15 protein-coding genes are annotated in these 12,224 nt (G+C 54.0%); 8 read left to right on the top strand and 7 right to left on the bottom strand.

The window, feature by feature from the left end; translation table 11 throughout:
* Positions 1 to 56 precede the first annotated feature (56 nt).
* On the top strand, positions 57 to 323 hold the full coding sequence (locus tag AC07RN_RS06430) for a putative hemolysin (RefSeq protein ID WP_012017525.1): 267 nt from the start codon (positions 57 to 59) through the stop codon (positions 321 to 323).
* On the opposite strand, the gene hslJ is transcribed toward AC07RN_RS06430, so the two are convergent.
* The 4 genes from hslJ to AC07RN_RS06410 form a co-directional block, all read right to left on the bottom strand.
* Positions 324 to 737, bottom strand: a complete 414-nt coding sequence (gene hslJ / locus AC07RN_RS06425; RefSeq protein ID WP_478335915.1) for a heat shock protein HslJ — start codon at positions 735 to 737, stop codon at positions 324 to 326.
* Between the two features lie 122 nt (positions 738 to 859).
* The gene (locus AC07RN_RS06420; protein WP_012017523.1) at positions 860 to 988 is read right to left on the bottom strand and encodes a DUF2474 domain-containing protein; all 129 of its coding nucleotides are present in this window, start codon (positions 986 to 988) and stop codon (positions 860 to 862) included.
* On the bottom strand, positions 988 to 1,998 hold the full coding sequence (gene cydB / locus AC07RN_RS06415) for a cytochrome d ubiquinol oxidase subunit II (RefSeq protein ID WP_478335914.1): 1,011 nt from the start codon (positions 1,996 to 1,998) through the stop codon (positions 988 to 990). The genes AC07RN_RS06420 and cydB overlap by 1 nt, the downstream gene beginning before the upstream one ends.
* Positions 1,998 to 3,404: a cytochrome ubiquinol oxidase subunit I gene (locus AC07RN_RS06410; protein ID WP_478335913.1), complete on the bottom strand. Its 1,407-nt coding sequence runs from the start codon at positions 3,402 to 3,404 to the stop codon at positions 1,998 to 2,000. Before AC07RN_RS06410 ends, cydB begins: the two co-directional genes overlap by 1 nt.
* Before the next feature lie 416 nt (positions 3,405 to 3,820).
* Between AC07RN_RS06410 and ymcF the strand changes: the two genes are divergently transcribed.
* From ymcF to patD, 7 genes are all read left to right on the top strand, one after another.
* Positions 3,821 to 4,009: a cold shock small protein YmcF gene (ymcF, locus tag AC07RN_RS06405; RefSeq protein WP_235133335.1), complete on the top strand. Its 189-nt coding sequence runs from the start codon at positions 3,821 to 3,823 to the stop codon at positions 4,007 to 4,009.
* A 123-nt stretch (positions 4,010 to 4,132) separates the two neighbouring features.
* Positions 4,133 to 5,542, top strand: a complete 1,410-nt coding sequence (locus AC07RN_RS06400; RefSeq protein WP_449554478.1) for an aminotransferase-like domain-containing protein — start codon at positions 4,133 to 4,135, stop codon at positions 5,540 to 5,542.
* A gap of 286 nt (positions 5,543 to 5,828) precedes the next feature.
* Entirely contained in the window at positions 5,829 to 6,974 is a 1,146-nt protein-coding gene (gene ydcS, locus AC07RN_RS06395) for a putative ABC transporter substrate-binding protein YdcS (RefSeq protein WP_478335912.1), read from the top strand.
* Positions 6,975 to 6,991: 17 nt separating this feature from the next.
* Positions 6,992 to 8,005, top strand: a complete 1,014-nt coding sequence (locus tag AC07RN_RS06390) for an ABC transporter ATP-binding protein (protein ID WP_235133332.1) — start codon at positions 6,992 to 6,994, stop codon at positions 8,003 to 8,005.
* Positions 8,006 to 8,012: 7 nt separating this feature from the next.
* Entirely contained in the window at positions 8,013 to 8,951 is a 939-nt protein-coding gene (locus AC07RN_RS06385; RefSeq protein WP_012017516.1) for an ABC transporter permease, read from the top strand.
* On the top strand, positions 8,941 to 9,747 hold the full coding sequence (locus AC07RN_RS06380) for an ABC transporter permease (protein ID WP_012017515.1): 807 nt from the start codon (positions 8,941 to 8,943) through the stop codon (positions 9,745 to 9,747). Before AC07RN_RS06385 ends, AC07RN_RS06380 begins: the two co-directional genes overlap by 11 nt.
* A 24-nt stretch (positions 9,748 to 9,771) precedes the next feature.
* Positions 9,772 to 11,196, top strand: a complete 1,425-nt coding sequence (gene patD / locus AC07RN_RS06375; protein WP_012017514.1) for an aminobutyraldehyde dehydrogenase — start codon at positions 9,772 to 9,774, stop codon at positions 11,194 to 11,196.
* Positions 11,197 to 11,244: 48 nt separating this feature from the next.
* Here the strand turns inward: patD and AC07RN_RS06370 are convergent, their stop codons facing one another.
* From AC07RN_RS06370 to AC07RN_RS06360, 3 genes are read right to left on the bottom strand one after another with little or no spacing between them, the layout of a single operon-like run.
* Complete coding sequence (locus AC07RN_RS06370; RefSeq protein WP_012017513.1) at positions 11,245 to 11,427, bottom strand: DUF1869 domain-containing protein; 183 nt, start codon at positions 11,425 to 11,427, stop codon at positions 11,245 to 11,247.
* Between the two features lie 4 nt (positions 11,428 to 11,431).
* Positions 11,432 to 11,785 (bottom strand): TehB family protein, encoded by a 354-nt coding sequence (locus tag AC07RN_RS06365; RefSeq protein ID WP_478335911.1) that lies wholly within the window; start codon positions 11,783 to 11,785, stop codon positions 11,432 to 11,434.
* A 28-nt stretch (positions 11,786 to 11,813) separates the two neighbouring features.
* Entirely contained in the window at positions 11,814 to 12,140 is a 327-nt protein-coding gene (locus tag AC07RN_RS06360; protein ID WP_012017511.1) for a TehB family protein, read from the bottom strand.
* Positions 12,141 to 12,224: the final 84 nt, after the last annotated feature.

Here is a 12,224-nt window from a genome sequence, read left to right as displayed (position 1 = left end):
CGCGGCGTGTGATGCCTATGATGCATAGGTTTCGCAATTTAAATGGGGAAGAGAGAATGCGCGCAGCGTTTTGGGTAGGGTGTGCGGCGTTGTTGCTGTCAGCATGCAGCAATGAGCCGGTTCAGCAGGCGACAGCAGCACATGTTACGCCGGGTATGAAAGCCGCGATGTCCAGCTCCGGACAGGCGAGCTGTGCCATGGTGGGTGGTTCGTTATCCGCAGCTCGCCAGCTTGATGGTTCTGCCATTGGCATGTGTGCGTTACCCAACGGCAAACGCTGCAGTGAACAATCGCTTGCCGTCGGCACGTGCGGAACGTACTGATTAATCAGCGCGTTTGAACATCAACGTTTGTTCTGCGGTTGCCAGCGTTAACTGATCTTCCGTGAGATCAACCTGCGCGCCTTTGCGCAGCATATTGCCGATCGTACTGTCCAGTTCATTGAGCGCAGGGTCGGCACATAGTTTACGCGTCATCGCTAACGTTTTAACTTTCAGTTCGCCTTCCGACAGTTTCCCGTCACCGTTAAAGCGGTTGCACATCACACCTGAAATCGCCATTTTATCGCCAAAACTCATTTCTGGCGGTACGGCGCTGGGCTTCACCGCAACGCCATTAACACTCTCCAGTACAAATCTGTGACCCTGAAGTTGTTCCGGCTGAACAGAGGCTTTACCGGGATTCACACAGCCAGTCAGTGCCAGTGAAAACAGACCTACCGCAACGAGCTTTTTCATGTTTCTTCTCAAACTATCATTACTGTGAATATTTTTAACGATAGCGCGCAGGTTGTCTTGGGTGTTTATCTGAAAGTGCGAGGAGGGCCGGGCAGGTGTCATGCTACCCGGCACAGTGGAGATTAATGTGATTTAAAACCGGCGGCAGTCATTAGCACGCGGAAGACCATACCCACCGCCGCCAGAGCGAGCACGCTGCCGCCCCAGATAATGACCAGCCACATCAGGCGTTTCCAGACAGGTTGTTGCATCAGTGATAACCCTCCCCATGTTGGACTTTGCCGCGGAACACGTAATAGCTCCAGAATGTATAGACCAGGATGATAGGTATAATCAGTAGCGCGCCGACCAGCATAAAGCCCTGACTCTGCGGTGGCGCAGCGGCTTGCCACAGCGTTATCGACGGCGGAATGATATACGGCCATATGCTGATACCCAGCCCGCTAAACCCGAGGAAAATCAGCCCTAATGTTAGTACAAACGGCGTATTGTGGCTGTTCGCGTTGTTCAGGGTTTTCCATAATCCGCCGCTCAGAACCAGCACCAACAGCGGAACCGGCATCAAGAAGTACAGGTTAGGCACGCTAAACCAGCGATCGGCAATACTTTGATGAGCCATCGGTGTCCACAGGCTGATGACCGCGATGATCGCTAAAAGCCCCAGCAGCAGCTGTTTTGACACTCGACGCATTCTGGTCTGCAGCGGGTTTTCACTTTTCATCACCAGCCAGGTGGCACCCAAAAGAGCGTAAGCGACCGTCAACCCGACGCCGCAGAACAGGTTGAACGGCGTCAGCCAGTCGAACGGCCCACCGCTATAGGCGCGTCCGGTGACAGAGAATCCATTAATCACCGCGCCGACCACGACGCCCTGGCTAAACGTGGCAAGTATTGAGCCGCCAATAAACGCTTTATCCCAGAAAGGCCGGTGTGCGGGCGTGGCTTTAAAGCGAAACTCGAAGGCCACGCCGCGAAATATCAGGCCGATCAGCATCAGGGTAAGCGGAATGGTGAGGGCGTCGATAATCACCGCATACGCGAGCGGAAACGCGCCGAACAGCGCTGCGCCGCCAAGCACCAGCCAGGTTTCGTTGCCGTCCCACACAGGCGCGACGCTATTAACCATCACGTCGCGGTCCTCCGCGTCCTGGGTCGTAGGGAACAGAATACCGATCCCCAAATCGAAACCGTCCATCACGATATACATCAGCGTGGCGAATACGATGATTACGAACCAAATAACGGAAAGGTCGATCCCCATTATGGTTTCTCCTTAGTGACAAATTCTGTACTGGCGGCAGACAACGGACGCGCGGGACGGCCATCATGTTCAGTGGCAAACGTTTCGTCTTCCTGCGGCCCTTTTTTGATAAGACGCACCATATAGCTGTACCCGACGCCGAACACCGAGGTGTACACCACGAAAAAGGCCAGCAGGCTCACGCTCATATGCAAATCGCCATGTGCAGAGACCGCGTCTTTGGTGCGTTGCAGTCCGTAAACGACCCATGGTTGGCGTCCCACTTCGGTCGTCACCCAGCCGGCCAGAATCGCGATAAGCCCAGACGGCCCCATCAGCAGGGCAAACCACAGGAACGGACGAGAGGTATAAACGCGCTGTTTATACCGCAGCCACAACGCGACAGCGCCCAGCAACAGCATCAACATCCCGAGCCCCGCCATGATACGGAACGACCAGAAAACGATAGTGGAATTTGGACGATCTTCTTTTGGGAAATCCTTAAGCGCCGGAACTTGCTTGTCCAGGCTGTGCGTCAGTATCAGGCTGCCGAGCGCGGGGATTTCCAGACCATAGCGAGTCCGTTCTTGTTCCATATCCGGCCAGCCAAACAGCAGCAGCGGCGTGGGCTCGCCTGGGGGATTTTCCCAGTGGCCTTCGATAGCGGCGATTTTGGCGGGCTGGTATTTTAGCGTATTCAGGCCATGCATATCGCCGACCATCGCCTGGATTGGCGCGACAATCAGCGTCATCCATAGCGCCATCGAAAACATATGGCGAATCGCGGGTGTGTTGTTACCGCGTAACAAATGCCAGGCTCCCGATGCGCCGACAAACAGCGCACTGCTCAAGAATGCCGCGATGGACATGTGCAACAGTCGATAGGGGAACGAAGGGTTGAACACCACGGCAAACCAGTCCACCGGTACGACGACGCCGTTGACGATTTCATAGCCCTGCGGCGTTTGCATCCAGCTGTTCGACGCCAGGATCCAGAAGGTAGAAATGATCGTCCCTAGCGCAACCATGCAGGTTGAGAAGAAATGCAGTCCCGGACCGACTTTGTTCCAGCCGAAGAGCATCACGCCCAGGAATCCGGCTTCGAGGAAGAATGCGGTCAACACTTCATAAGTGAGCAGCGGGCCGGTAATACTGCCCGCGAACTGTGAAAATCCGCTCCAGTTTGTACCGAACTGATAGGCCATTACCAGGCCAGAAACCACGCCCATGCCAAAGTTGACGGCGAAAACTTTTGACCAGAAGTGGTAGAGCGATCGCCATACCGGATTTTTGGTTTTTAGCCAAAGACCTTCCAGTACGGCAAGATAGCTGGCGAGACCAATGGTGATCGCCGGAAAAATAATGTGAAACGATACGGTAAAAGCAAATTGTATCCGCGCTAAATGAAAAGCATCTAAACCAAACATGCACAGCCTCAATGTCAATCGGTGTGCTGTTATGGTATAGGGCGCAAAAGGGAACTATCAGAGTCAGAAAAGCGATATTTAGGTATAACAGTTTGCGAAATGAGAATCTTTACTAATCTGATATAGTCCTCGTGTGGTCAATAGGGCAATATGGACTGACTCATGGAATATAAAAAAATCATTTTTATGACGTTTATGCATAAAAAGGGTTGCGTTCTTTTCTGCAACGTGCGTTAATGTTTCTTCGGTTTGAATTCCAAAAAAATATCTGACGTAGCATCTAAGCATTTCTCATCACGTTGTGCCTCTCCGCAGCCTCTTGGGTCTTTCTCCTACACTCTGATTAGTTTTGTCTCAGACCTCTATTGCCATAAAGGCCCATTAGCTATTTACGTTTTTACGTACAGGAGAATCATATGATTTCTTATATCCATTTCCGTTGCCCGTGCTGTCACGGCTCGCAATACCGCACGTCTATTTTTGATGTGTCAGAAAAAAATCCACATGGCGCGAAATGCATTTTCTGCAAATCGTCTATGGTGACGTTGGATCATTTAGCTGCGGCGATGCATATCCAACAGCCGTCACTGGATTATCGCAAGTAATAAACGCTTAACGTATTCGATCATGAAGTCGTTTCAGAACCGTCTGTAGATAACTATAACAGTTCATAAAATCTGCCTTTTTTCTCCTGCTGATATACTATGGTGTGCAGCGAGGAGAGACCGATGAAAAAATACCAGCGCCTGGCGCAGCAAATCATTTCGCAAATCGAACTTGGCGTGTGGTTGCCGGGAGATAAGCTACCGTCGTTGCGTGAGCAAGTTGCCAGCAGCGGCATGAGTTTCATGACCGTGGGTCATGCGTATCAAACGCTGGAAAGCCAGGGGCGAATCGTTGCTCGCCCGCAGTCGGGGTACTACGTTGCCCCGCGGCCCGTTAAGCAGCAGCCTGCGCCTCCGGCGCAGGTGATGCGCGATGAAGTCGTTGACATCAACACCTATATTTTTGATGTCCTTCAGGCCAGTCGCGACCCTTCCGTTTTACCCTTTGCTTCTGCCTTTCCCGATCCGAGGCTTTTCCCGCTTCAGCAGCTCAATCGATCCCTTGCCAACGTCAGCAAAACCGCGACGGCAATGAGCGTGATTGAAAATCTGCCGCCGGGCAATGTCGATCTGCGCCATGCCATTGCGCGCCGCTATGCCCAGCAGGGTATGAATATTTCCCCCGAAGAGATCGTCATCACCGCCGGGGCGCTGGAAGCGCTCAATCTGAGTTTGCAAGCCGTGACTGAGCCGGGCGACTGGGTGATCGTTGAAAACCCTTGTTTCTATGGCGCGCTTCAGGCGCTTGAACGCCTCAAGCTGAAAGCGCTGTCGATTGCCACTGACGTGCGTGAGGGGATTGATCTCAATGCGCTGGAACAGGCGCTGAACGATTATCCCGTCAAGGCCTGCTGGCTGATGACAAACTGTCAAAATCCGCTCGGTTTCACGCTCAGTGCGCAAAAAAAATCTCAGCTTGTTGAGCTGCTGACGAAGCACAACGTCACGCTGATTGAGGATGACGTTTACAGCGAACTCTACTTTGGCCGTGAAAAACCGCTGCCCGCGAAGGCGTGGGATCGCCATGACATGACGCTGCACTGTTCGTCGTTCTCCAAATGCCTGGTGGCGGGATTTCGTATCGGTTGGGTGGCGGCCGGGAAACATGCGCGTCGTATTCAGCAACTGCAACTGATGAGTACGCTTTCGACCAGTTCGCCGATGCAGCTAGCACTGGTGGATTATCTTGCCACCAAACGTTACGACGCTCATCTCCGTCGCCTGCGGCGCACGCTTGCCGAGCGCAAACAACAGGCGTGGCAATCGCTTTTGCGCCATATGCCTGCCGACGTCAAAATTCATCACAACGACAGCGGCTATTTTTTATGGCTGGAATTGCCTGCGCCATTAGACGCGGGAAAATTAAGCGAGCAGGCGCTGGCGCACCATATCAGCATTGCCCCGGGCAAAATGTTCTCAACCTCAGATACCTGGACACCCTTTTTCCGTTTTAATACGTCCTGGGAATGGGGCGAGCGCGAAGAACACGCCGTCATCCAGATGGCACACTTAATTAACGGCATGCTGAAATAACCCCCAGAACGTATTTCTAAACCTCCCCGCTGAAATAAACAATTCTTATCCTGTGGCAGGCGTTGGGTTTATTCCCAACTGACTGTCATAGGAAATCTGCATACCGCCACCCGCCGCTAACTCCTTGTCTATAATCCAGTTAACAGGGAATGCGCCCTCGGTCACAACCTGATGAAATTTCCCAAGGCCTGCAGGTGCAGCGCATTGGCGCGGTCTACGTTTATGAAGGGAGATAATTTTACGGCACGGCTGCCGCCAAATTTTCATTGCGACAGGAGTAATACGAATGAGCAAAAAATTTGCCTGCAGCAGCCTGTGCGCGCTCGGCATGACCATCATGACCGCGCAAGCCGCAGAGCCGCCGAAAGAGATCGGCAAAGGCGAAGGAAGACTGGATATTATCGCCTGGCCGGGGTACATCGAACGCGGCCAGACGGATAAAAACTACGACTGGGTCACGCAGTTCGAAAAGGAGACCGGTTGTGCGGTGAATGTGAAAACGGCCGCGACCTCCGATGAAATGGTCAGCCTGATGGCAAAGGGCGGTTATGACCTGGTCACTGCCTCCGGCGACGCCTCCTTGCGCCTGATAATGGGTAAACGCGTTCAGCCGATTAATCCCGATTTGATCCCCAACTGGAAAACGCTCGATCCACGCATCGTCAAAGGTGAATGGTTTAACGTCGATGGGAAAGTCTACGGCACGCCGTATCAGTGGGGCCCGAATCTGCTGATGTACAACACCAAAACCTTCCCGACACCGCCTGATAGCTGGGCTGTTGTCTTCAAAGAACAAAATCTCCCGGACGGAAAGTCCAACAAAGGGCGCGTTCAGGCATATGACGGGCCGATTTACATCGCCGATGCGGCGCTGTTTGTGAAAGCGACGCAGCCAGAATTAGGCATTACCGACCCCTATCAGCTCACCGAAGCACAATACACGGCGGTACTGAAAGTGCTGCGCGATCAGCACGCACTGATTCACCGCTACTGGCACGACACCACCGTGCAGATGAGCGACTTCAAAAACGAGGGCGTTGTGGCGTCGAGCGCGTGGCCGTATCAGGCCAACGCCCTAAAAGCGGACAATCAGCCCGTGGCGACCGTTTTTCCGAAAGAGGGCGTCACCGGCTGGGCGGACACCACCATGCTACACGCGCAGGCTAAACATCCGATGTGCGCTTACAAGTGGATGAACTGGTCTCTCACGCCAAAACTGCAGGGCGATCTGGCCGCATGGTTTGGGTCTCTGCCGGTTGTGGCTGAAGGCTGTAAAGCCAGCACTTTGCTGGGTGATAAAGGCTGCGAAACCAACGGTTATAACTATTTCGACAAAATCATGTTCTGGAAAACGCCGATCGCGGAAGGCGGAAAATTCGTTCCGTACAGCCGCTGGACGCAAGATTACATCGCCATTATGGGTGGCCGTTAATCGCCCAGGAGCAGAACATGACGTACGCAGTAGAGTTTAGCGATGTGTCCCGTTTTTACGGTGATGTGCGGGCGGTGGACGGTGTCACCATCGGCATTCGTGACGGCGAGTTCTTCTCCATGCTGGGGCCTTCGGGCTCCGGCAAAACCACCTGCTTGCGGCTGATTGCCGGTTTTGAACAGCTCAGCGGCGGGGCGATCAAAATCTTTGGCAAAGAGGCAAGCGAACTCCCGCCGTGGGAACGCGATGTGAACACGGTGTTTCAGGATTACGCGCTATTCCCGCATATGTCGATAATCGAAAACGTCGCTTATGGCTTGATGGTGAAAGGCGTCGATAAAAAGCAGCGTCAGGTTCAGGCTCGCGAGGCGCTTGAAAAGGTCGGTTTAGCCTTTGCCGAAAAACGCAAACCCTCTCAACTCTCTGGCGGCCAGCGTCAGCGCGTGGCGATTGCGCGTGCGCTGGTGAATGAACCCCGTGTGCTTTTGCTTGATGAACCGCTCGGCGCACTGGATTTGAAACTGCGCGAGCAAATGCAATTTGAGCTGAAGAAACTGCAGCAGGAACTGGGGATCACCTTTATTTTCGTGACCCACGATCAGGGAGAAGCGCTGTCGATGTCCGATCGCGTTGCCGTGTTCAATAACGGGCGCATTGAACAGGTCGATACCCCGCGTGAACTGTATATGCGTCCGCGCACGCCGTTTGTCGCCAGTTTCGTTGGCACTTCTAATGTTTTTGATAGCGCGGTTGCACGCCAGATTTGCGGCATGGACGGCATGTACTCGCTGCGCCCGGAACATATCCGCCTGAATGAGAGCGGCGAAGTTCAGGTTCAGGGTGTCGTGCAGGCGGTGCAGTATCAGGGGGCGGCAACCCGTTTTGAGTTGCGCCTGACGGATGGCGCAAAACTGCTGGTGAGTCAGGCAAACTTGAGCGGGGCCGATTTGCCTACAGGTTTTGAGCCTGGTCAACCGGTGCAGGCGTCCTGGTCGCGTGAGGCGATGGTGCCGCTGCAAGAGGAACGGTGAGATGGATATGAGTGCATCACACCTCCGCTCCTCTCGCGGTCCCGTTAGCCGCATGACCGCGCTGCTGTGGCGCAAACCGTCGCTCGGCCTGTTTTTACTGCTGCTTGGTCCGCTGATGTGGTTCGGCATCGTGTATATGGGATCGTTGCTGACACTGTTGTGGCAGGGATTTTATACCTTCGACGATTTCACCATGTCGGTGACGCCGGATCTCACCTTTGCGAATATTCTGGCGCTTTTTAACCCCGCCAACTACGACATCATTCTGCGTACCTTGCTGATGGCGATTGCCGTCACGATTGCCAGCGCGATTCTGGCGTTCCCGATGGCGTGGTACATGGCGCGTTACACTCGCGGAAAATGGAAAGCGTTTTTTTATATCGCCGTCATGCTGCCGATGTGGGCGAGTTATATCGTGAAAGCCTATGCGTGGACATTGCTGCTGGCAAAAGATGGCGTCGCGCAGTGGTTCCTTGGCTACATGGGACTCGAGCCGGTACTGATGTCAGTGCTGACGCTGCCAGCCATTGGCGGAAACACCCTTTCTACATCCGGACTTGGGCGATTTCTGGTGTTCGTCTATATCTGGTTGCCATTTATGATCCTGCCGGTGCAAGCGGCGCTGGAGCGTTTGCCGCCCTCGCTCTTGCAAGCTTCCGCCGATCTGGGCGCGCGGCCCCGTCAGACTTTCCGTTATGTGGTTTTGCCTCTTGCCATTCCGGGTATTGCTGCGGGCTCGATTTTTACCTTCTCGCTGACGCTTGGTGATTTTATCGTTCCGCAACTCGTTGGCCCGCCGGGGTACTTCATCGGCAACATGGTTTATTCCCAGCAGGGCGCGATTGGCAATATGCCCATGGCGGCCGCGTTCACCTTAGTGCCGATTGTCCTTATCTCACTGTATCTGGCGTTTGTGAAACGTCTGGGAGCATTCGATGCACTCTGAACGCGCGCCGCTGTTCCTGAAAATAGCCACCTGGGGCGGAGTGATCTTTTTGCACTTTCCGCTGCTGATTATTGCCATCTATGCGTTCAACACTGAAGACGCCGCGTTCAGCTTTCCGCCAAAAGGGTTGACGCTGAAGTGGTTTAGCGTGGCGGCTTCGCGGGGAGATATTATTGAATCGGTGACGTTGTCACTTCAGATCGCGGCTTTATCTACGGCCATTGCGCTGGTACTGGGTACGTTGGCGGCAGCAGCACTTTGGCGCAGTGAGTTTTTCGGTAAAAACGCCATCTCGCTGCTGCTGTTGTTGCCCATTGCACTGCCGGGAATTATCACCGGGCTGGCGCTGTTGACGGCATTTAAAACCATCAATCTGGAGCCGGGATTTTTCACCATCGTCACCGGTCATGCCACCTTCTGTGTGGTGGTGGTATTCAATAACGTGATTGCGCGTTTCCGGCGCACCTCCTGGAGCCTGGTGGAAGCGTCAATGGACTTGGGCGCAGACGGCTGGCAAACCTTTCGCTACGTGGTGATGCCCAATTTGGGCTCGGCGCTGCTGGCCGGGGGCATGCTGGCATTTGCGCTGTCGTTCGATGAAATTATCGTCACGACGTTTACGGCGGGACACGAACGCACGCTGCCGCTGTGGCTGCTGAATCAACTCAGCCGCCCGCGCGATGTGCCCGTCACCAATGTGGTTGCGCTTTTGGTCATGTTGGTGACAACCATTCCAATTTTGGGAGCCTGGTGGCTAACCCGCGACGGCGAAAATGTCGCCGAGAGCGGGAAATAACTTCGATTTCAACAGGACAAGACTATGCAAAATCAACTGCTGATTAATGGTGAACTGGTCAACGGAGAAGGCGAAAAACAGCCTGTCTATAATCCTGCCACGGGCGAAGTGCTGCTGGAGATCGCCGAGGCGTCTGCGGCTCAGGTTGATGCCGCCGTCAGGGCTGCCGATCGTGCCTTTTCCGAATGGGGGCACACAACGCCTAAGGCGCGTGCGGAATGCCTTTTGAAGCTCGCTGACGTGATTGAAGAACATGCCGAAACTTTTGCGCGTCTGGAGTCGCAGAACTGCGGCAAGCCGCTGCACTGTGTCATCAGTGATGAAATCCCAGCCGTCGTGGATGTATTCCGTTTCTTCGCGGGTGCAGCGCGTTGCCTGAACGGGCTGGCGGCGGGGGAATATCTGGAAGGGCATACCTCCATGATTCGTCGCGATCCGGTGGGGGTGGTGGCTTCAATCGCCCCCTGGAACTATCCGCTGATGATGGCCGCGTGGAAACTGGCTCCGGCGCTTGCGGCAGGCAACTGTGTCGTTATTAAACCCTCTGAAATCACGCCGCTGACCGCGTTGAAACTGGCGGAACTGGCTAAAGACATTTTCCCGGCAGGCGTATTAAACGTGCTGTTCGGACGCGGTAAAACCGTCGGCGATCCGCTCACCGGGCATGAAAAAGTGCGCATGGTTTCTCTGACCGGCTCGATTGCCACCGGGGAACACATCATCAGCCACACGGCGTCTTCCATCAAACGCACGCATATGGAGCTTGGCGGCAAAGCACCAGTCATCGTATTTGATGATGCGGACATTGATGCCGTGGTCGAAGGCGTTCGCACCTTTGGCTTTTACAACGCGGGCCAGGATTGCACCGCCGCATGTCGTATTTACGCGCAGAAAGGCATTTATCCGCAGCTAGTCGAAAAACTGGGCGCTGCGGTAGCTACACTGAAAACCGGTGCGCCAGAGGATGAGTCGACCGAACTGGGGCCGTTAAGCTCAGCAGCGCATCTGGAGCGCGTCTGTAAAGCCGTTGACGAGGCAAAAGCGCTGGGTCACGTCAACGTGGTAACGGGGGGCAAGAAAGTCGAGGGCGGGGGGTATTTCTTCGAGCCAACGCTGTTGGCCGGAGCGAAACAGGAAGATGCGATTGTTCAGCGTGAAGTGTTCGGTCCGGTAGTAAGCATGACCGAGTTCGACGATGAAGAGCAGGTCTTAGCTTGGGCGAATGACTCGCAATATGGACTGGCGTCGTCAGTCTGGACTCAGGATGTCGGGCGCGCGCATCGCATGAGTGCTCGTCTGCAATACGGCTGCACCTGGGTGAATACGCACTTTATGCTGGTCAGCGAAATGCCTCACGGCGGGATGAAACTCTCGGGATACGGCAAGGATATGTCGGTGTACGGCCTTGAAGATTATACCGTTATCCGTCACGTGATGATCAAACATTGATCGAAATGCCCGGTGGCATAGCGTCTACCGGGCATCAAAATTGCGCCTCTACCAGCCGCACACGTCGTGCTCGTTTTCAGTGTCGTAGCCGCGAACGGTATTCACTAAATCCTTCACTACGTCTGCTGCGACATCCGGAATCAAAAGCTCCATTGGGGCTTGCGTCTCATAATCTACCGATACGCCGTTGCTGTTATTGGTGACGGTGACGGTATACGTTGCTTTGCCCATAGTGTTACCCCTTATGTGTGTTTACGACTTTTCCCAGCCCTGCGCCTTCAAGGTTTGCCTGCGGATCGGCGAAGAAATCAATACTGAAGTAGGTATCGTCGGTCAGAAGCTCAATGCGGTGCCATTTTTCTGGCGGCGAAATACCAAATGAATCCGCTTCAATGACGAGTTCCAGATCGGGTTCGGTTGCATCGGCATCTGGAAAACCGAAATATTTCACCGCACCCTGCATCACCGACAGGCGGCCATAAACGCCTGCTTTCGTGTTGTGATGGCTGAAAAGGGCCTTTGGCGCAGAATCTTTATCCCAGAAGGGCGTCCCGCGGGTATGAACAAAATTTTCAGGAATACGAAGCATAGGTGTTTCCTTATAAGCGTTCAGAAGTTCAAAGAGATTTCAAAACCTCGGGTTCGACAAAAAAATCGACGCTGAAGACGGTATCGTCACTCATCAATTCAATGTGATGCCATTTCTCGGGGGGAAACACACCGAAGTGACCGGCTTCAATGATGAGTTCGCTGTCAGGGTTTGGGGTAACGCCGTCAGCGTAGCCCAGATAACGCACCGCGCCCTTGCTCACTGATAAACGGGGATAAACGCCCGGACGCGTACCTTGATCAAGATGGCGCTGGAAAATGCCAGCAGGGGCGGTGTCTTTGTTCCAGAACGGTGTGGAACGGGTATGAATACAACTCTGCGGAATGCGTAGCATATTAACTCCCTCTAAATTCTGGGACTATTACAGCACGACCCTGGCGAAGCCATTTTGCAAAAGGTGCACATATTATGCAACTTT

Source organism: Lelliottia sp. GFLA7 (assembly GCF_056490165.1).
The sequence above is the reverse complement of the archived record's forward strand: the minus strand, read 5'-3'. Positions and strand labels throughout refer to the sequence as shown.